Origin of the sequence: Paenibacillus albicereus, from assembly GCF_012676905.1 — a bacterium.
Classification (GTDB): domain Bacteria; phylum Bacillota; class Bacilli; order Paenibacillales; family Paenibacillaceae; genus Paenibacillus_O; species Paenibacillus_O albicereus.
Map to the genome: position 1 here is coordinate 794,167 of NZ_CP051428.1, position 18,677 is coordinate 812,843.

The window sequence follows — 18,677 nt, forward strand, 5'->3', positions numbered from 1 at the left end:
TTTCTAAGATAGAGTTGGGGTATACTGGATGAATAGGAATAGAGGTCATCATCCGGGAGGTGCTCCGCCTTACTCATGGACAAGGTTCTGTCATCGCTGGGCAAGTACCGGCTGTCGGCCGGCGTCGCCCTCTTCATGATGCTGCTGGAGCTGGCCGTGGAGCTCTCGCAGCCGTTCATCATCTCGCGCATCATCGACGCGGGCATCCGCGCCGGCGACAGCGGCGTCGTCTGGATGTGGGGCGGCGTGCTGGCCGGGGGCGCGCTGCTGGCGTTCGCGGCGGGCATCATCGGCTCCTACTACGCGGCCTATGCCGCCCAAGGCTTCGGCTACGACCTGCGCGAGCGGCTGTACGCCAAGGTGCAAAGCTTCGCCTTCGAGACGTTCAGCCGCTTCGCCTCCTCCTCGCTCATCACCCGCCTGACCGGCGACGTGAGCCAGGTGCAGGAGACGATCTTCATGGCGCTGCGCTTCATGACGCGCATTCCGCTCGTCGTGGCTGGAAGCGTCATCATGGCGATGATCGTCAACGTCAAGCTCGGCCTCATGCTGGCGGCGAGCGTGCCGCCCCTGCTGCTGTTCGTCTGGTGGATGATCCGGCGCGCGGGGCGCGTGTTCCAGGCGGTGCAGCAGCGGCTCGACCGGGTCAACGGCGTCATTCAGGAAAATCTGACCGGCATCCGCCTCATCCGCGTCTTCGTCCGCATGGACCAGGAGAACCGCCGCTTCCGCGAGGCGAGCGGCGAGCTCATGCGCGGCACCGTCGGCGCGCTGCGGCTCACCGAGACGACGCTGCCGTTCATCATGCTGCTCGTCAACGCCGCGATCATCGCCATCCTCTGGTTCGGACGGCTCGACATCGCGTCGGGCGCGGCGACCGAGGGCGAGACCGTCGCCGTCGTCAACTACGCGCTGCGCACGATCGGCGCGATGAGCATGCTGGCGTGGATCGCCGCCATGTTCTCGCGCGCGGGCGCCTCGGCGGGCCGCATCCGCGAGGTGCTGCGAGCCGGCGAAGCCGCATCCGGCGCCGAGCGCGCGGGCGTCGAGCCGCTCGCCGGCGCGGATGTCGAGTTCAACCATGTCTCCTTTACCTATCCGGACAGCGACCGGGCGACGCTGGAGGACATCTCGTTCCGCGCGCCGGCCGGCGCGCGGATCGCGATTCTCGGCGCGACCGGCTCCGGCAAGTCGGCGCTCGCCCAGCTGCTGCTGCGGCTGTACGACGCGGACGCAGGCGAGGTGCGCGTCGGCGGCACCGACGTGCGTCGGCTCGACGTGAGCTCGCTGCGCGGGAGCATCGGGTACGTGCCGCAGGAGGCGGTGCTGTTTTCCGGGACGGTGCGGGACAACATCGCCTGGGGGCGCCCCGAGGCGACCGACGCGCAGATCGCCGAGGCCGCCCGCGCGGCGCAGCTGCACGAGACGATCCTGAACCTGCCGAACGGCTACGGGACGCGCCTCGGCCAGCGCGGCGTCAACCTGTCCGGCGGGCAGAAGCAGCGGCTGTCGATCGCCCGCGCGCTCGTGCGCGAGCCGCAGCTGCTCGTCCTCGACGACAGCACGAGCGCGCTCGACGTCAAGACCGAGGCCGCGCTGCTCGGCGAGCTCGAGGCGCTGCGCTGCACGACGTTCCTCATCACCCAGAAGATCGCCTCGACCGCTTCGGCGGATCTCATCCTGCTGCTCGACGAGGGGCGCCTGATCGCCTCCGGCACGCATGCGGAGCTACTGCGCGGCTCCAGCCTGTACCGCCGCATCGTCGAGTCGCAAGCGGGAAAGGAGGCGCGCCATGCGTGACGGATGGCTCGAACCGTTCCGCGTTCCGAAGCCGGACACGGACGCCGTCGCATCCATGCCGGAGGCGGCGCAGGGCGGCGGCCACCGGGGCGGCATGCGTCCCAAGGCCCGCGCCAGGAACATGTCGGGCACGCTGCGCCGCCTGTGGGGGTACCTGGCGGAAAGCAAGCTCAAGCTGACGGCCGTGCTGGCGCTCGTCGCGCTCAGCTCGGGCCTCGCCCTGCTCGGGCCGTACCTCGTCGGCCAGGCGGTCGACCTTTACCTCGATGAAGGCGCGGCGAAGGCGCCCGATTTTCCATGGGGATGGTTCCTGCTGCTGCTCGGCGGCGTCTACGTGCTGACCTCGGCCGTCTCCTGGGCGCACAACGTCTGGATGATCTCGATCGCGCAGAAGACGGTGTACCGGCTGCGGACGGACCTGTTCGCGCATCTGCACCGGCTGCCGATCCCGTTCTACGGACGGCGCCAGCAGGGCGAGATCATGAGCCGCCTGACCAACGACATCGAGAACGTCAGCGGCACGCTCAACAGCTCGGCGATCCAGATCTTCTCCAGCGTGCTGACGCTCGTCGGCACCGTCTCGGTCATGCTGTGGCTGAGCCCGCTCCTGACGCTGCTGACGTTCACGGTCGTGCCGCTCATGTTCCTCGGCATTCGCTGGATCACTCGGCGCACGGGTCCGCTGTTCAAGGTGCGGCAGCGCAGCCTCGGCGAGCTCAACGGCTACATCGAGGAGACGCTGTCCGGCCAGCGCATCATCAAGGCGTTCTCGCAGGAGGAGCGGGTGCAAGGCGAGTTCCGCGCTCGCAACGAAGGCATCCGCGCCGCCGGCTTCTGGGCGCAGACGATCTCCGGCTTCATCCCCAAGGTGATGAACAGCCTCAACAACCTGAGCTTCGCTATCGTCGCCGGCATCGGCGGCATTCTGGCCACCCGGGACGTCATCACGGTCGGCACGATCATCGTGTTCGCCGAGTATTCGCGCCAGTTCACGCGGCCGCTCAACGACCTGGCCAACCAGTGGAACACGCTGCTGTCGGCGATCGCGGGGGCGGAGCGGGTGTTCGAGATCATGGACGAGGACACGGAGGAAAAGGACGACGGCTCGGCGCAGCCGATCGAGCGCGTGGAAGGGGAAGTGCGGTTCGAGGACGTCGGCTTCGCGTACGACGAAGGCAAGCCGATCCTGTCTGGCGTCAGCTTTACGGCCCGGCCGGGCGAGATGATCGCGCTCGTCGGGCCGACCGGCGCGGGCAAGACGACGCTCATCAACCTGCTGTCGCGGTTCTATGAACCGACGGAGGGACGGATCCTGCTCGACGGGCGCGACCTGGCGTCGATCCGGCGCGACAGCCTGCGCTCGCACATGGCGTTCGTGCTGCAGGACTCGTTCCTGTTCGAAGGCACGATTCGCGAGAACATCCGCTACGGCCGGCTGGACGCCACCGACGCGGAGGTCGAGGAGGCGGCCAAGCTCGCCAACGCCCACAGCTTCATCGTGCGGCTCAAGGGCGGCTACGGCAAGCGGCTGAGCGCCGACGGCAGCGGCATCAGCAGCGGCCAGCGCCAGCTGCTCGCGATCGCGCGGGCGATCCTCGCGAATCCGTCGATGCTCGTGCTCGACGAGGCGACGAGCAGCATCGACACGGTGACGGAGATCAAAATCCAGGAAGGGCTGCAGCGGCTCATGCAGGGGCGCACGAGCTTTGTCATCGCGCACCGGCTCGGCACGATCCGCGAGGCGGACCGCATCCTCGTGCTCAAGGACGGCCGCCTGCTGGAGCACGGCTCGCATGACGGGCTGCTGGCGCAGGACGGCTTCTACGCCGAGCTGTACCGCAGCACGCTGCGCGGCGAGTCGGTCGACAGCGCGAGCGAGGCGGCGGGAGGCCGGGCGGGGGAGGCGGGCCGAGGGCAAGCGGGGGAGGTAGGCGAGGGGCGGGAGCCGCAGAGCGAGTCCGCCGGCGCCGAGGCGGCGCTGCAGGAGGCGGCGGTGCCGCCGCGCTCCGCGGCTTCCTCGCCGGAGACGGCCGAGGCGGATGCGGAAGCGGAAGCCGCCGCCGCAGGCTCCACCTCTCGTCCCGCCAAATAAAGAACCAGCCGCCCCGGCAGGATGGGAGCGGCTGGTTCTTTTATTTCCCTGCTCTCTGCCGGCGGACGAGAGAGCGGAGGAGGAGGCTGGCATGCCAGCCGAGCAGGGCGAGAAGGATGAGGACGCCCAGCATCCAGGTACCGCGTTATCGGACGAAGAAGGCTCGCTTTTTAGGCCGATCTGGGAAAAATGTCTTTTTTCAACATGGCGCCGCCTGACAGCGTAGGCTCGTCATCCCCGAGGTAAGAGGAAGAAAAAGGGAAAGGAGCGGCAGCCATGACCATCCTCTACGGACTGATGTTCGTCTTTTCCATGCTCATCCTGGCGTATGCGATTCTGAACCATCCTCGCAAAGGGGAGGCCGCGCTGTTCGCGCTCCTGCAGCTGCTGCTGCTGAACAGCGTCTATGCGGTGTATAAGATGATGGCGCTGAAGGGCTCGACGGAAAGCGACAGCTACCTGGTCCTGTTCCAAACCGACTCCTCCGGAGCGGAGGGCGTCGCGCTGTTCTCCTTCGCTGCCGCCTTGCTGACGCTTGCGGCCTACATGGCGGCGCGGACGTCGCGAGCCAACGAGGGTTGAAGCTCCGATGGGGACGCCCCGGCTGTCTAACGAAACGGGCGAGCGCTATTCGGCGATTTCGAGGTGTTTTTGGAAGCGAACGAAACGGAGAAGCGTTATTGGGTTGGAATGGCTCCGTTTGGGGCGGATTCGAAGGCAATAAGGCGTCATAGGTTCGTTAAACGTTTATGCGGCGAAATTTCGATGGGATAAGGCTTGTACGTTTCGTTAGCTGTTGAGGCGGTTGCTAGTTCGGCTGCCTACGCCGTGAAGCTCCGGTCGGGGGGCGCCGCGCACGCCATCGCGGGCCTCGCTGTCTCCGCCGTTGCGGCCGCTCGTCGTGAGCGGGAATATCCGGTGTTCCTGCCGTCCGCCTGCTGGAACGCCTTGAAGATGATCCGCTGTGCATGCGCAGAAAAACCGGAATGCCCGAAGGCATTCCGGTTTTCTTTTTCCAACAAGACGGCTCTACGCCTCCATCGACCCGAGCTTCGCCCGAGGATGGTTGAACGTCTGGATCCAGTTGCGGATGGCCGCGACGATGATGATGACGCCGAGCACGAGCATGATGATGGACAGCACGCCGTTGAGCACGTTGTAGCCCGCATTGGCCGAGTTCAGGTAGACGTTGGTCACCATCCAGAAGCCCGCATAGTTGACGGTGATGAACAGGTAGGCGAGCGGGATGAGGCAGGTCAGCATGTAGCGCCGCTTGTCGGCGATGCGCAGGATGACCGTCGCGCCGATGATGAGGCCGATCGAGGCCATCAGCTGGTTGGATACGCCGAACAGCGCCCAGACGGAGCTGATGTCGCCGGAGAACAGCAGGTAGCCCCACATGAAGCAGGCGAGCACGCTGGCGAAGATGTTGCCCGGCAGCCAGTCGACCCGCTTCAGCGGCTTGTAGAATTGGCCGAAGAAGTCCTGGATCAGGTAGCGGGAGACGCGCGTGCCGGCATCGATCGCGGTCAGGATGAAGACGGCTTCGAACATGATGACGAACTGGAAGAAATACGGCGCCATGTTCTCGAACCACGGAATCTTGGTGAAGATGTACGTCATGCCGACGGCCAGCGTCACCGCGCCGCCGGTGCGGCCTTCGAGCTCGAGGCCGATCTCGCGGTTCAGCTCGGACAGATGCACGGTGCTCATGCCGAGCGCCTCGAACACTTCCGGCTTGGAGTTGATGGCGAAGTAGTCGCCCGGCATCAGCGCGGTCGCGGCGATGAGGGCCATGATCGCGACGAGGCATTCGACGAGCATCGCGCCGAAGGCGACCGGCTTGATGTCGGTCCAGCGGTTGATCATCTTCGGCGTCGTGCCGGAGCCGATGAACGCGTGGAAGCCGGAGATCGCGCCGCAGGCGATCGTGATCGAGATGAACGGCCATACCGGTCCGGCGATGATCGGGCCGCCGCCGCCGATGAACTGCGTGAACGCCGGGAACTGGATCTCCGGGTTGATGACGAAGACGCCGATGATGAGCGCGATGAACACGCCGATCTTCATGAAGCTGCTGAGGTAGTCGCGCGGGGCGAGCAGCAGCCATACCGGCAGGGCGGCGGCGAAGAAGGCGTAGATCGGCAGGATGATCGCCAGCGTCTTGGCGTCGATCGTCAGCCAGTCGCCGATCATCGTGTCCTGGATGTACGGACCGGCGAATACGCCGATCATGAGCAGGATGAAGCCGACAGTGGAGGCGAGCTTGAGGTTGCCGGTCTTTTTGTAGAACAGGCCGACGCCCATGGCGATCGGGATCGTGATCGCGACCGCGAACGTGCCCCAAGGGTTGTTCTCCAGCGCATGCAGCACGACCATCGACAGGCCGGCCATCGTGATCGTGATGATGAACAGCATGGCCAGTCCCGTGCAGAAGCCGGCGACCGGGCCAAGCTCATCCTTGGCGACCTCGGACAGCGACTTGCCGCCGCGCCGCATCGAGGCGAACAGCACGACCGCGTCATGCACCGCGCCGCCGACGACGGCGCCGATCAGCAGCCAGAGCAGGCCGGGCAAATAGCCGAACTGCGCCGCGAGGATCGGACCGACGAGCGGGCCGGCCGCCGCGATGGCCGCGAAATGGTGGCCGAAGGCGACCCATTTGTTCGTCGGCACGTAATCCTTGCCGTCCTCCAGCTCATGAGCTGGAGTCGGCTTGGAGTTTTCCAGCTTGAGCACCTTGTACGCGATGAAGGTGCCGTATAGGCGGTAGGCGATCAGGAGGAAGCAGATCGACCCGATGACGATTGAAACCGCATTCATGTTGTGACCTCCCTAAGAAACCCGTTGTTGCGTCCAGCATAAGGGATGCAAACGGGTTCGGGAGCGTTTTCACGATGAAAGGCGGCCGACGGGGGATGAAATGCACGGCACGGAGGATGAGCGGAAACGCCTTCAAGCCTCGCCTACCACCCGAGCCGCTGCTTCAGCTCCTTGAGATGGGTGCGGCTGACCGGGACCTTGTCGCCCGACCGCAGGATGAGCGTGCAGGTGGAGTGGAACCACGGCTGGATCTCCGCGATCGCGTCCACATGCACGAGGAAAGCCCGGTGCACGCGCTGGATCGGCGTGCCCTGCAGCTTCTGCTCGAACGCGACGAGCGGCTCGGCGCTGACGTAGGCCCGGCCGTCCGCGAGCGCGATGCGCGTCTTGCCCTCCTCGGAGGCGAGGTAGAGGATGTCGCCGACCGGCAGCAGCACGATGCGCTCGTCGACGGCGACGGCGAGCTTGCCGGTGCGGCTCGGCGCCGACGCTCCCGGAGCTGCCGGGGATGGCGCCGCTCCTCCGCCTCCCGCAGCCCCTGCGCCGGAGGCCGCCGATGCTTCCAGCCGCCGAGACAGCTTGTCGATCGTCTGCCGGATGCGCTCCTCGTCGTACGGCTTGAGGATGTAGTCGGCGGCGTCCAGGTCGAACGCCTGGAGCGCGTGCTCGTCGTACGCCGTCGCGAACACGACGGCCGGCGGCCGCTCCAGCTGCCGCAGCCGGCGGGCGACGTCGAGCCCGCTCGTCTCCGACAGCTCGATGTCGAGGAAGACGACGTCGGGAGCGGCGGCTTCGATGCCGAGCAGCGCTTCCTCCGCCGTCTCGGCCTCGCCGACGAGCTCGACCTTTCTCGTTCGCCGGAGCAGATAGGCGAGCTCGTCGCGGGCGAGCGGCTCATCCTCGACGAGATAGGCTTTCAGCATAGGGCTCTCCTCCTGACTGGGCTTGGGAGCGGACCGGCACGGCGAGCACGACGGTCGTGCCTTCGCCGGGACGGCTGATGATCTCGAACGAGGCCTCTCCCTGATAGATTTCCTCGATGCGGGTGCGAATATTATGGAGCGCCGTGCCGGTGCCGGCCGCGGACTCGACCGGCTCGATGCCGATCGACGCGAGCCGCTCCGGCTCGATGCCGACGCCGTTGTCCTCGGTTTTCAGCCGCATCCGTTCGCCCTCGCGGATCGCGCTCACGGCGACCCGGTACGGACGCTTGCCCTTCAGCGCCGGGCCGAAGGCATGGCGGATCGCGTTCTCCACGAGCGGCTGCAGCGTGAACGGAGGCACGAGCACGGTCGCAAGCTCCGGCTCGATGTCGACGCTGACGTCGTAGCGGCCGGGGAAGCGGGCTTTCTCCAGCGTCAGGTACGCCTCGACATGCTCCAGCTCGCTGCGCAGCGGGATGAGCATCTGCCGCGCGCCCTGCAGGTTGCTGCGGAAGAAGACGCCGAGCTGCAGCAGCAGCTTGCGCGCCGTCTCGGGATCGGTGCGGACGAGCGCGGAGATCGTATTGATCGCGTTGAACAGGAAGTGCGGATGCACCTGCGCCTGCAGCGCCTTGACCTCCGCGTCCTTGAGCAGGCGGCTCAGATTCTCGGCCTCCGCGAGCTCCAGCTGGGTCGAGAACAGGCGGCTGAGCCCTTCGGCCAGCTCCTGCTCCACGAGGTCCATCTGCAGCGGATCGGTGAAGTACAGCTTGAGCGTGCCGGCCGTCTGGCCATGCACGCGCAGCGGCAGCACGATCGCGGCGCGCAGCGGGCAGCCCTCGTGCTCGCACTGGATCGCCTCGCGCGACTTGGCCTTGAGCAGCGTCCCGTGCTCCAGCACGTTGCGGGTCAGCTGCGTCGACAGGCTCTGCAGCGGGATGTGGTGGTCGGAGGCGGCGCCGGCGTGGGCCAGCACCGTCTCGCGGTCGGTGATGGAGATCGCGTCGGCGGTCGTCTCGCGCAGCATGATTGCGGCGACCTCGCGCGAGGAGCGGACGTTCAGCCCCCGGCGGAAAAACGGCAGCGTCAGATCGGCGATATGCAGCGCCTTGTACGTCTGCAGCGCGCTCGTGCGCTCGCTCTCCTGCAGGATCGACTGGATGAACAGCATGAACAGCAGCGTGCCGAAGCCGTTGATGACGATCATCGGCAGCGCGATCACCTCGACGAGCTGCAGCGCCGTATCCAGCGGCCTTGCGAGAAGCAGGATGAGCCCCATCTGGATGCACTCCATGACGATGCCGATGACGACGGCCCAGCCGGTCATCCGCTTGCCGGCGCGCCGCAGCCGCGGCCCGAGCAGGCCGGTGACGATGCCCGCGAAGATCGTGGAGAACCCGCAGGCGTAGGCGGTGAAGCCGCCGAGCGACATGCGGTGCAAGCCGGCGACGAGTCCGGCGCCGAGGCCGACGAGCGGCCCGCCGAGCAGGCCGCCGAGTGCGACGCCGAGCACGCGCGTATTGGCGATCGCGCTGTCCGGATCGACCGCCGTCTGCCACGGCTCCGTGGCGACGAGGCCGCCGCTGATCTTGATGCCGGTATAGTTGCTGACGATGCCGAACACGCCGAAGATGGCGATGAGCAGCAGCTTGTCCTTGAGCCGGTGCTCGTGGCGGATGATCTGGCGGAACGACTTCATGCGCGAGAGCAGGAAGACGATGATGAGCAGCAGGCCGACTCGCTCCAGCATGAGCGGCAGCAGATGGACCACGGGCATTCCCTCGCTTATCGGATCAGGTTCTGCGACTGATTATACCCTAAAACGAACGGGCTGCGGCGCGGGACGCCCAGGAAGAAAGCTGGAGTTTCATGGCATCTTCCATTAAAATGGAATTCAGGCAGCGATTTCAAGCTATTCCCGCCGGCCTGCGCAGCATAGGCGAGGGCTGCCGCCACCTTCCGCTTGGCCGATTCGCCGTCCCGACTTCGCAAAGGAGGCATGCTCATGGCTTACAACCCGTATGAGGACAAGACGCTCCACCTGACCGTACCGTCGTCGGCGCCGGAGGAGCTCAAGGATCGCGAGGCGTTCAACGACGTCATCCGCCACGGCCATATCGTCACCGGCTTTCGCATGAGCCGCTCGCTGCGGCATCTGCCGGCCTGGCTCAGCCGTCCGCTCCGACTGCTGATCGCAGCCCATGTGCTGTTCTTCCTCGGCTCGGTCGCTCGCGACGCCTATTTGAATCTGAAAGAGCTGCTGCCGTTCTGAAGGAACTTTCCTAGATCCCCGGCCGGGCCGGGGACCGGCATGGCGCCGATCGGGCTTGGCCGCGCCGGCGCGATTCCTTTTTTCCTGCACCGCTGCTAATTCGGGGCTTATTTTGGGTAAAAGATAGTATCGATACCGGAAGCGGAGGTCGGAGAGGATGAACGAATACCGATTGTTGGACGGAAGCTTGCTCATGACCGACGGCAAGCTGCTGCTGCTGAAGCGTCCCGGCCGGGAGCCGGAGCCGGCGACGGCGGACGAGGTGCTGCCGGAGCTGCTGGAGCTGCTGGAAGCCCAGCGCGTCAGCAAGGTGGCGCGGCTGCAGATGGAGATCGCCCAGGCGCTGGACGAGTCGATGAAGCTCGGCGCGGAGTCGGCGGCGAAGATCGTCATCGACGCCTATCGGCCGGTGCTGGACGAGCGGGCGCAATAAGCAAAAGGGACGAAGCCGGGCGCTTGGCTCGGCTTCGTCCCTTTTGGCGTGCTGGCGCCGAGCGTGCGCTGGGCTCCCGCTTACGCCTGCTGCTCCTGGCTCTCGGCGGCTCCGGCCGCGGCCGGATCGTAGAACATGACTTCGAACAGATGGCCGTCGGGATCCTCGAAGCTGCGGGAGCGCATGAAGCCCATGTCCTGCGGATCGGCCGATTCGGTCGCGCCGGCGGCGAGCGCCTTGTCCATCAGCTCGTCGACCTGCTCGCGGCTGTCCGTCGAGAGGGCGAGGATCAGCTCGCTCGTGCGGGCGTCGGCGATGTCCTTGCGGATGAACTTCTTGTAGAACGGATGGATCAGCAGCATGAGGAACGTGTTCTCGTTGAGCACGACGCAGGCGCCCTCGTCGTTCGTCATCTGCTCGTTGAACTCCAGACCGAGCGAGCGGTAGAAGGCTTTGGAGCGCTCCATGTCTTGCACGGGCAGGTTGATGAAGGTCATTTTCGGCGCGTAGGCCATATCGATCTCTCCTTTGGGTGCAGGGATGAGTCTAGTGTAGCTCGTCCGGGGCGGGCCCGTTTCTTCTCGATCGCCATGATGGGCTAACGAAACGACAAGACGCTATTCGCGCCGAATCGTGCATTTGAACATTCTAACGAAACTCACCAGCGCTATATGCCGATAAACCGTCGAAAGGACCGCTCCAGCGGCTGAATAGCACCTGTCCGTTTCGTTAAAATAGGTTGAACGTCGATTTTGAGCGGAATAGCGCCGCTCTGTTTCGTTCGAGAGGGATGGAAGCGGACAGGGCGGCCGGGCGCATGAAGACAAGGGTGAACAATCGGCATGTCTCCGCAGCGGGGGCCGCTCCAAAAAAACTCATCCCGTAAATAGACATAAAGGAGAACGACTTGGTGAAGCTGGAAATCATCGCGACAAGGCCGGAGGACGCGCTGGCCGCCGAGCGCGGCGGAGCGGACCGGATCGAGCTCGTCAGCGGCATGCTCGAGGGCGGGCTGACGCCGAGCATCGGGCTGATTGAAGCGGTCGCCGAGCAGGCGTCGATCCCGGTGCGCGTCATGATCCGGCCGCATAGCCTCGGCTTCCGCTACGACCGGGCGGAGCTGGCGGTGATGCGCGCCGACATCCGCGCGGTCCGGCGCACGCGCGCGGCGGGCATCGTGCTCGGCGCGCTCACGGCCGAGGGGACCATCGATGCGGCGGCGCTGGAGCTGCTGCTCGGGGAGGCCGAGCATCTGAGCGTGACGTTCCACCGCGCGTTCGACGAGGCGCGCGACCTGGAGGAGGCGCTGGCGACACTGGCCGGCTATTCGCAGATCGATCGCATCCTGACGTCGGGCGGGCGCCCGACCGCCCCGGAGGCGGTGCCGGAGCTGCGCCGGCTCGTGCAGGCCTCGGCGGGCACGGGCATCGAGATTTTGGCGGGCAGCGGCATCGATGGCGGCGGGCTGGCGGCGCTTGTCCTTGGGACAGGCGTGACGGAGGTGCACGCGGGCTCGTCCGTGCGCGTCGACCGGCATCCGCTGCGGCAGGTCGTGCCGGAGCGGGTGCGCGAGCTGAGGGACATCCTCGACCGGCTGGAGCAGGAGCGGCCGGCCCGCTCCGGCGGGGAGGGCAGCCAGCCGTCCCGAAGCTGACACGGCTGCGGAATGGATCGGCATCGCGCGAAAAAGGAAGGGAAGGAAGTCCTTCGCCGCCGCTGTCGAAGTGCAACTCGAAGATCAGGACGAATTTCCTGATCTTCTTTTTTTTACAAATTTTCAACCCTCCAGAACCGACGTGCATGCTACGATAGGGCCACAGTCCGCCGGGAAGGCGGCTGATCGGAGGAGGATCCGGATGAAGGACAAGCACCAATCCCGCAGCTGGGGCAAAAGATGGACAAGCGCGCTGCTGGCGGCGGCTATCGCGCTGCCGGCGGCGCCGCTCGCCTGGGGAGGCAGCGTCGCCCATGCCGAGGGGCCCGTCGACCCGGCGCCGTTCATCAAGGCGAAGGTCGTCAACCACAATGCCGGCAAGAAGGTCCTGTTCGACAACGCGCACGGCAATACCGCCGGGGCGGCCGACTGGGTCATCGACGGCGGCTTCTCGGACTTCGGCCAAGCGCTCGCGCAGAACGGCTACGACGTGCAGGAGCTGCGCAAGTCCGGTCCGATCACGCTGGCGGACCTGCAGCCTTACGACGTGTTCGTGACGGCAGAGGCCCAAGTGCCGCTGAAGGCGAGCGAGCAGGCGGCGCTGGCCGCATACGTGGACGGGGGAGGCAGCGTCTTTTTCATCGGGGACCACTACAACGCCGACCGCAACAAGAACCGCTGGGACGGCAGCGAGGTGTACAACGGCTACCGCCGCGGGGCTTGGAGCAATCCGGCCAAGGGCATGAGCGCCGAGGAAGCCGCTTCCGCCGCGATGCAGGGCGTCGTCAGCTCCGACTGGCTGGCCGAGCAGTTCGGCATCCGCTTCCGCTACAACGCGCTCGGCGACCTGAACGCGAACGTCATCGTGCCGCCGGCGCAGTCCTTCGGCATCACGCAGGGCGTCGGAGCGGTCGCGATGCACGCCGGCTCCACGCTGGCGATCGTCGACCCGGCCAAGGCCAAGGGCATCGTCTACGTGCCCAAGACGAACCAGAAATGGGGCAGCGCCGTCGACCAGGGCGTCTACAACGGCGGCGGCGTCGAGGAAGGCCCGTATGTGGCCGTCTCCAAGAAGGGCGCGGGCAAGGCGGCGTTCATCGGCGACTCCTCGCCGGTCGAGGACGCGACGCCGAAGTACCTGCGGGAGGAGACCGGCGCGCGCAAGACGACGTACGACGGCTTCAAGGAGCAGGACGACGCCAGACTGCTCGTCAACCTGATCGACTGGCTGTCCGTGGATGAAAGTTATACGAGCTTCGCGCAAGTGGACGGGCTGCAGCTCGACTCGCCGACGCCGCAGCTCGCGATGGAGAATCCGGCCTCGTCGACCGAGCCGCAGGCCGAGCCTTGGTCCGCTCCGAGCGCCGGCTACAAATGGTATGACCCGGCGACGTTCAAGGCCGGCTCCTACGGCTACGTCGGCGGCACGTCGCCGAGCCCGAGCGCTTCGCCCACATCGTCGCCGGGCGGCACGCCGGCCCCGACGAGCTCGCCGACGCCGGCTCCGGGCACGGTCGGCTACGGCTTCGAGGCGCAGGCCGTGCTGCCGAGCTCCGGCGCCGAGTTCCCGCTGCGCGTCACGGCGAGCGGGCTGACGCCGGGCCAGACGGTATCCGGGTACACCTTCGGCGTGTACACGACGGCGAACGGCACGCAGATCGCCCAGGTGCAGAACGCCGACGGCAGCTGGCCGAGCGCCTACGCGTACAGCGCGGCGTTCAGCCTGCAGGCGGACAGCGCGGGCTACGCGTCCAAGGTGCTGACCGTGCGGCTCAAGCCCGGCTCGAGCGGCGCGGCCAACATGCGGCTGCGGCTGAACGGCACGAACCTCAAGACCGTCGCCGCGACGCTCGGCGACGTGCCGGCGGAGCCGCTGCCGACGCCGACGCCAAGCCCGAGCCCGACGCCAAGCCCGACGGCTACGCCGGAGCCGAGCGCCACGCCGCAGCCGACGGCCACGCCGACAGCGAGCCCGACGCCGGAGCCGACCGTGACGCCGAGCCCGAGCGCTTCGCCAAGCGCGACGCCGAGCGTCAGCCCAAGCCCGTCGCCGACGCCGGCGCTGTCGATCGCGGCGGCGCGCACATTGCCAGCAGGCACGACGGTGACGCTGACCGGAACGGCGCTGCATGAGCCGGGCATCTACGGCGGCGGCGAGTCCTTCTACCTGCAGGACGAGAGCGGCGGCATCTACGTCTACCAGAGCGCTCCCGGCGTCCACGCCGGAGACCGGGTGACGCTGACGGGCAAGCTGGCCGTCTACAACACGGAGCTGGAGCTGGCCGACCTGACCGCGCTCAGCGTCGTCGGCGGCGGAGCGCCGCCGGCGGCCGCCGAGGCCGGCGCCGTGACGGACGCGAACCAAGGCACGCTCGTCTCGATCGGCGAGGCGGTCATTTCGAATCTGGCTGGCGCAGCTCCGACCGGCTCGTTCGAGTTCGACGCGACGACCGATGCCGGCAGCAGAGTCCGCGTCCGCATCGACGTCCGTACCGGCCTGAGCCAAAGCGAGTTCGGCTACGGCAACGGCGACCGCGTCGTGCTGCAAGGCATCGCCTCGATCTTCAAAGGCACCTACCAGCTCAAGTCGCGTGGAATTCAAGACATCGCCGCTCCGGCGGACCGCATCGCCCCAATGACGGTGCTGGCGCTGTCCAGCGAGCCGAACGCGGCGGGCTGGCATCGCGAGCCGGTCGAATTCTCGCTGGCCGCGACGGATGACCGGGCCGGCGAGCTTGCGACCTGGTACGCGCTTGGCGGCGCAGAGCCGATCCGCTATACGGGCCCGGCGGCTGTCGAAGCCGAGGGCGAGACGACGATCCGCTACGGGTCCGTCGATGCGGCGGGCAACCGCGAGCCGGCCAAGACCGCCGTCGTGCGGCTTGACCGCACGGTGCCGGCCGTTCAGCTCACGCAGTCCGGCGGTCCGGTGACGGATGCCGCCTTTACGGATGCGCTGCGCTTCGAGCTGGCCGCGTCCGACGCGGTCTCCGGCATCGCCTCGAGCGAGCTGCTGCTGGACGGCCAGCCGATCGAGAGCGGCAGCTCGCGGCTCGGCGCCGACCTCGGGCTCGGCAGCCATACGATCCGCTACGTCGTCACCGATCGCGCCGGCAATGTCGCCGAGCAGACGACGGCGTTTCAGGTGCGGGCGCAGGCAGGCGGCGCGTCCGGCGCGCCGGGCGTTCCGGTGCTGAGCGACGACAGCGGCCACAAGAACGGGCTGCGTGACGGCAGCTATGCGGTCACGATGAACCTGTGGTGGGGCAACAACGGCTCCATTTTCCGCCTCTATGAAAACGGAACGCTCGTCCGCACCGAGGTGCTGGCCGACCGCACGCCGTCCGCCCAATCCGTCCGCACCGAGTTCAGCGGCAAGAAGAACGGCGTCTACATCTACACCGCCGAGCTCGTCAATCCGCATGGCGCCGTGAAAAGCGCGCAGCTCAGCGTCTCGGTGACGGACGCGAATCCGGGCAAGCCGGCCCTGTCGCACAACAACTGGGACGGCGACGGCGGCTACCGCCTGACGGCCAACCTGTGGTGGGGCACCAACGCGACCGAGTATCGGCTGTACGAAAACGGAGTCCTCGTGGACGCGCAGGCGCTGAGCGCGGCGACGCCGAACGCGCAGGCCGCGTTCACGGACATCGCCGGGCGCGCGCCCGGCGTCTACCGCTACCGCGTCGAGCTGGCCAACGCCGCCGGCGTCACGTCGAGCGACACGATCGAGGTCGTCGTCAGCCGTTGAGGCGGAGCGCACGATGCGGCTCCGTGCGACGGACCGGCTGCCTTTTCGCACCTGCCTCATGCAAGCGTTCAATGAAAAAAAGGAAAGCCGCCTGCAGGCGGCTTTCCTTTTTTTTCATTGAAGCTGGAGGCGAGAAGGGCAGGGCGGAGAAGCCGGGCAGACGGCCTTCGCCCGGAAGGACGAGCCGGCGTCAGTGGCTGGAGCCGACTCCAAGCGGCACTTGCTTGCTGCGCCACAGGTTCAGCTCGTCGGTCAGCTTGCCGTCGTTCTTCTCCACGACCTTGAGGAAGCTGGACAGCTTCAGGAGCAGCGGGCTCTTGGAAGCGTCGCCCGAAGCGACTGCCCTCTTGTAGGCCGCGAGAGCCTCGGCTTCGATCTTTTTCGTCTCATAATCGAACAGCGGCGTATTGTTGCTGCCGTAGTAGACGTTCATCTTCGTCAATTCATACTGGCTTTTTACCTGCGTATAGCGGTTCGAGCCCTTGAACTGCATCAGGAACTTCTCCTGCTCCAGATTGCGCTGCAGCAGCTCGCCCCAGCTGATGACGAGACCGGCGTCGCGCAGCGTCGGCTTGCGCACCTCGTCGGCCATCATCTTGACGTACAGCTGGATGTCGGCGGTGACGCGGCTCTTCCAGTTCTCATACAGCGGGTAGTTGACGATCGGGAAGAACATGCCCTCCGCCGTCGCGACGGCATAGCCCTGATCGCGCGAGTCGGTCAGCAGCTTGCGGGCCGTGTCGCCCTTCACATGCTTCAGCAGCGACGTATACGTGCCGCTGCCGCCGGCCCGCCATGCGGCGTCGATCGCCTTCTGCACGGAGCTCGACTCGTACCGCTTCTGCAGCTTGCCGAGCGCGGCGTTCTGGGCGTTCTCCAGGCGCAGCACCATCATCGAGGCCGTCCAGCTGTCGACCTTGGACAGGTGGTTGTTCAGGTAATTGACGGCGCGGGCGAGGTTGCCGGAGGCGAGGATGGCGACATAGTCGGCGTACACTTTCTGGGACGCGCTCGCAGCAGGCGCGGCCGTAATGGCCGCTTGGCCCGGAGCTGGAGCGGGCTGGCCCTCCAGCGCGAAGGCGGAGCCGGCTCCGCCTGCGGCTACCGACAGGACGAGCAGGGATGCGGCGGTCGTTTTTAAGGTTTTTTTCATGGTGTATCTCCTCCTGAGGTTGGAATGAATAAGCATTCGTACCCTACCAGACGATACTTACACGAGAAGGTTGCAGCGCAATCACGGACACGGGGCGCCCATCGGCTTGACCGACAGGCGTTTAAGTGGGATAACCAGTAGCAGAGTCAACCTTTCGGGAGGTAAATGATGAACCACGAGAAGCTTCAGAGGATCGGCCTCGGCTACCCCGGGGCGAGCGTGAAGACGCCGTTCGACCCCCATATGCCGGTGCTGTACGTGAGAGACAAGATGTTCGCGCTGCTCGGCCGCACCGGCGAGCTGGAGAGCGTCAACCTCAAGGTCATTCCGGACGAGGCATGGCTGCAGCGGGAGACGTATCCGGGCGCGGTGCTGCCGGGCTTTCATATGAACAAGCGCCACTGGAACACCGTCGTGCTGAACGGCGCCGTGCCGGATGCGGTCGTGGAAGGCATGCTCCAGGAGAGCTATCTGCTCGTCGTGGCCGGACTTCCGAAAAAAGTCCAGGCCGAGCTGGCCGGCAGCCTGAAGCGGATATTCCCGGGATGGAGCGGTTGAGGGAGGGCGTAAAGAGGTAAAGGATGGAAAGGAAGCTTGCTCATCCGGCAGGCTTTTTTGCTTTTTGGAGGCAACCTTTTTCGAACCGTTGCCGTCGGTTAGGAACAAGCCTAGAGAGACAATCAGGGAGGAAGAAATCCATGAACAAAAAACCAACCGCCTTATCCGTGCTGCTGCTCGGAGCGTCCATCGCGCTTGCCGCCTGCTCGAGCGGCTCGAACGATTCGGATCCGTCTGCCAAAGCCGATGCCGGAGTCCCCTCGCCGCAAGCGTCGGCGAGCGTGCAGCCGTCCCCGACCGCCTCGCCGACCGAGGCCGGCGGAGCCGACAATACCGGCAGCGAGCAAGAGGCCGGAGCCAGCAGCTGGCTCGGCGAGTGGAAGGTGACGGGCGACGTCGCCAGCACGCCGGTCTCGACGGGACCGGACGAGGCGCTCAAAGGCCAGCAGGCGTCGTTCTCCAAGGAGTCGGCCCGCTTCGGAGATGCCGAGACGGCGAATCCCGTCTACGAGGAGAAGACGCTTACCGCCGAGCAGTTCACGCAGGACTATCGGATGCAGCTGAGCGACATCGGCATCGACGCCGGCGAGGTCCAGACGGTCGAGATCAAGGACTTCGCGGGGCCGAGCGGCATGTTCTTCGTCAAGGACGACTCGACGCTGCTGATGCTGCTCGACGGCGTTTTCTACGAGCTGGTCCGAGCCTGATGCGGGTCTGACTCCGCGATGCGGCGAAAAAAGAGGGACGGCAAGGAGCATCTGCTCCTCGCCGTCCCTCTTTGGCGTCTATTCGCTTGGCTGCTCGGTCGTAATCATCCAGTTCACGCCGAAGCGGTCCGTCAGCTGGCCGAACAGCGTTCCCCAGAACGCCTGCTCCAGCGGATGGCGGATCTGGCCGTCCTGCGACAGGCGGTCGAAGGCGCTGCGCGCATCTCCTTCGTCCGCGAACTCCAGCGAGAGGTACATGTTGCTGCCCGGCTGCAGCGGCTGGAAGCCGTCTGCCAGAAACATCGTCACGCCGCCGGCGATGATCGTCATATGGATCACCTTGTCCGTGGCGTCCGGTCCGGCGCCAGGCATCTGGTCATGCGTCATGACGGAGAGGATCTCGCCTCCGAGCGCCTCGACGTAGAATTCCGCCTGCTGGCGGGCGTTGCTGGACATGAGGTAAGGCGTGAGCTTGGCCATGAATGGATCCAACCTTTCCTAGAGGGAGAGT

Annotated in this window: 16 protein-coding genes; 10 read left to right on the top strand and 6 right to left on the bottom strand. The window is 66.2% G+C overall.

Annotation, left to right across the window (positions count from 1 at the left end; genetic code table 11):
• Window positions 1–75 precede the first annotated feature (75 nt).
• From HGI30_RS03570 to HGI30_RS03580, 4 genes are all read left to right on the top strand, one after another.
• A complete protein-coding gene (locus HGI30_RS03570; protein ID WP_168906398.1) occupies window positions 76–1,800 on the top strand; it encodes an ABC transporter ATP-binding protein in 1,725 nt (574 codons plus the stop codon).
• Entirely contained in the window at window positions 1,793–3,892 is a 2,100-nt protein-coding gene (locus HGI30_RS03575; RefSeq protein WP_206110004.1) for an ABC transporter ATP-binding protein, read from the top strand. The genes HGI30_RS03570 and HGI30_RS03575 overlap by 8 nt, the downstream gene beginning before the upstream one ends.
• Before the next feature lie 91 nt (window positions 3,893–3,983).
• Window positions 3,984–4,118, top strand: coding sequence for a hypothetical protein (locus HGI30_RS23435; RefSeq protein WP_268957825.1), 135 nt, complete (start codon window positions 3,984–3,986; stop codon window positions 4,116–4,118).
• 50 nt (window positions 4,119–4,168) lie between these two features.
• Window positions 4,169–4,474, top strand: a complete 306-nt coding sequence (locus HGI30_RS03580; protein WP_168906399.1) for a hypothetical protein — start codon at window positions 4,169–4,171, stop codon at window positions 4,472–4,474.
• A gap of 447 nt (window positions 4,475–4,921) precedes the next feature.
• Here HGI30_RS03580 and cstA read toward each other — a convergent pair whose 3' ends face one another.
• The 3 genes from cstA to HGI30_RS03595 form a co-directional block, all read right to left on the bottom strand.
• Complete coding sequence (gene cstA, locus HGI30_RS03585; RefSeq protein WP_168906400.1) at window positions 4,922–6,715, bottom strand: carbon starvation protein CstA; 1,794 nt, start codon at window positions 6,713–6,715, stop codon at window positions 4,922–4,924.
• 143 nt (window positions 6,716–6,858) lie between these two features.
• Window positions 6,859–7,638, bottom strand: coding sequence for a LytR/AlgR family response regulator transcription factor (locus HGI30_RS03590; RefSeq protein WP_168906401.1), 780 nt, complete (start codon window positions 7,636–7,638; stop codon window positions 6,859–6,861).
• Window positions 7,610–9,409, bottom strand: a complete 1,800-nt coding sequence (locus HGI30_RS03595) for a sensor histidine kinase (protein WP_168906402.1) — start codon at window positions 9,407–9,409, stop codon at window positions 7,610–7,612. The genes HGI30_RS03590 and HGI30_RS03595 overlap by 29 nt, the downstream gene beginning before the upstream one ends.
• Before the next feature lie 234 nt (window positions 9,410–9,643).
• Here HGI30_RS03595 and HGI30_RS03600 point away from each other — a divergent pair, with 234 nt between their 5' ends.
• The gene (locus tag HGI30_RS03600; RefSeq protein WP_168906403.1) at window positions 9,644–9,910 is read left to right on the top strand and encodes a hypothetical protein; all 267 of its coding nucleotides are present in this window, start codon (window positions 9,644–9,646) and stop codon (window positions 9,908–9,910) included.
• A 157-nt stretch (window positions 9,911–10,067) separates the two neighbouring features.
• Window positions 10,068–10,343: a hypothetical protein gene (locus tag HGI30_RS03605; RefSeq protein ID WP_168906404.1), complete on the top strand. Its 276-nt coding sequence runs from the start codon at window positions 10,068–10,070 to the stop codon at window positions 10,341–10,343.
• Window positions 10,344–10,423: 80 nt separating this feature from the next.
• Here the strand turns inward: HGI30_RS03605 and HGI30_RS03610 are convergent, their stop codons facing one another.
• Complete coding sequence (locus tag HGI30_RS03610; protein ID WP_206110006.1) at window positions 10,424–10,858, bottom strand: VOC family protein; 435 nt, start codon at window positions 10,856–10,858, stop codon at window positions 10,424–10,426.
• Window positions 10,859–11,253: 395 nt separating this feature from the next.
• Between HGI30_RS03610 and HGI30_RS03615 the strand changes: the two genes are divergently transcribed.
• Together HGI30_RS03615 and HGI30_RS23130 are read left to right on the top strand one after the other, a co-directional pair.
• Window positions 11,254–11,997: a copper homeostasis protein CutC gene (locus HGI30_RS03615; RefSeq protein WP_168906405.1), complete on the top strand. Its 744-nt coding sequence runs from the start codon at window positions 11,254–11,256 to the stop codon at window positions 11,995–11,997.
• A 202-nt stretch (window positions 11,998–12,199) separates the two neighbouring features.
• Entirely contained in the window at window positions 12,200–15,748 is a 3,549-nt protein-coding gene (locus tag HGI30_RS23130) for an OmpL47-type beta-barrel domain-containing protein (RefSeq protein WP_235680304.1), read from the top strand.
• Window positions 15,749–15,938: 190 nt separating this feature from the next.
• On the opposite strand, the gene HGI30_RS03630 is transcribed toward HGI30_RS23130, so the two are convergent.
• Window positions 15,939–16,901, bottom strand: coding sequence for a hypothetical protein (locus HGI30_RS03630; protein WP_168906406.1), 963 nt, complete (start codon window positions 16,899–16,901; stop codon window positions 15,939–15,941).
• Between the two features lie 165 nt (window positions 16,902–17,066).
• Here HGI30_RS03630 and HGI30_RS03635 point away from each other — a divergent pair, with 165 nt between their 5' ends.
• Both HGI30_RS03635 and HGI30_RS03640 read left to right on the top strand, forming a co-directional pair.
• A complete protein-coding gene (locus tag HGI30_RS03635; protein ID WP_235680305.1) occupies window positions 17,067–17,459 on the top strand; it encodes an MmcQ/YjbR family DNA-binding protein in 393 nt (130 codons plus the stop codon).
• 140 nt (window positions 17,460–17,599) lie between these two features.
• Window positions 17,600–18,166 (top strand): hypothetical protein, encoded by a 567-nt coding sequence (locus tag HGI30_RS03640; RefSeq protein WP_168906407.1) that lies wholly within the window; start codon window positions 17,600–17,602, stop codon window positions 18,164–18,166.
• Between the two features lie 78 nt (window positions 18,167–18,244).
• Here the strand turns inward: HGI30_RS03640 and HGI30_RS03645 are convergent, their stop codons facing one another.
• Window positions 18,245–18,646 carry a VOC family protein gene (locus HGI30_RS03645; RefSeq protein ID WP_168906408.1) on the bottom strand — a complete coding sequence of 134 codons (402 nt, stop codon included), beginning with the start codon at window positions 18,644–18,646 and terminating at the stop codon, window positions 18,245–18,247.
• Between the last annotated feature and the right edge of the window lie 31 nt (window positions 18,647–18,677).

Excerpts from the sequence above, each read along its gene's own strand:
- HGI30_RS03570 (WP_168906398.1), top strand. The coding sequence starts at position 76 with ATGGACAAGGTTCTGTCATCGCTGGGCAAGTACCGGCTGTCGGCCGGC.
- HGI30_RS03575 (WP_206110004.1), top strand. The coding sequence starts at position 1,793 with ATGCGTGACGGATGGCTCGAACCGTTCCGCGTTCCGAAGCCGGACACG.
- HGI30_RS23435 (WP_268957825.1), top strand. The coding sequence starts at position 3,984 with ATGCCAGCCGAGCAGGGCGAGAAGGATGAGGACGCCCAGCATCCAGGT.
- HGI30_RS03580 (WP_168906399.1), top strand. The coding sequence starts at position 4,169 with ATGACCATCCTCTACGGACTGATGTTCGTCTTTTCCATGCTCATCCTG.
- cstA (WP_168906400.1), bottom strand. The coding sequence starts at position 6,715 with ATGAATGCGGTTTCAATCGTCATCGGGTCGATCTGCTTCCTCCTGATC.
- HGI30_RS03590 (WP_168906401.1), bottom strand. The coding sequence starts at position 7,638 with ATGCTGAAAGCCTATCTCGTCGAGGATGAGCCGCTCGCCCGCGACGAG.
- HGI30_RS03600 (WP_168906403.1), top strand. The coding sequence starts at position 9,644 with ATGGCTTACAACCCGTATGAGGACAAGACGCTCCACCTGACCGTACCG.
- HGI30_RS03605 (WP_168906404.1), top strand. The coding sequence starts at position 10,068 with ATGAACGAATACCGATTGTTGGACGGAAGCTTGCTCATGACCGACGGC.
- HGI30_RS03610 (WP_206110006.1), bottom strand. The coding sequence starts at position 10,858 with ATGGCCTACGCGCCGAAAATGACCTTCATCAACCTGCCCGTGCAAGAC.
- HGI30_RS23130 (WP_235680304.1), top strand. The coding sequence starts at position 12,200 with ATGAAGGACAAGCACCAATCCCGCAGCTGGGGCAAAAGATGGACAAGC.
- HGI30_RS03630 (WP_168906406.1), bottom strand. The coding sequence starts at position 16,901 with ATGAAAAAAACCTTAAAAACGACCGCCGCATCCCTGCTCGTCCTGTCG.
- HGI30_RS03635 (WP_235680305.1), top strand. The coding sequence starts at position 17,067 with ATGATGAACCACGAGAAGCTTCAGAGGATCGGCCTCGGCTACCCCGGG.
- HGI30_RS03640 (WP_168906407.1), top strand. The coding sequence starts at position 17,600 with ATGAACAAAAAACCAACCGCCTTATCCGTGCTGCTGCTCGGAGCGTCC.
- HGI30_RS03645 (WP_168906408.1), bottom strand. The coding sequence starts at position 18,646 with ATGGCCAAGCTCACGCCTTACCTCATGTCCAGCAACGCCCGCCAGCAG.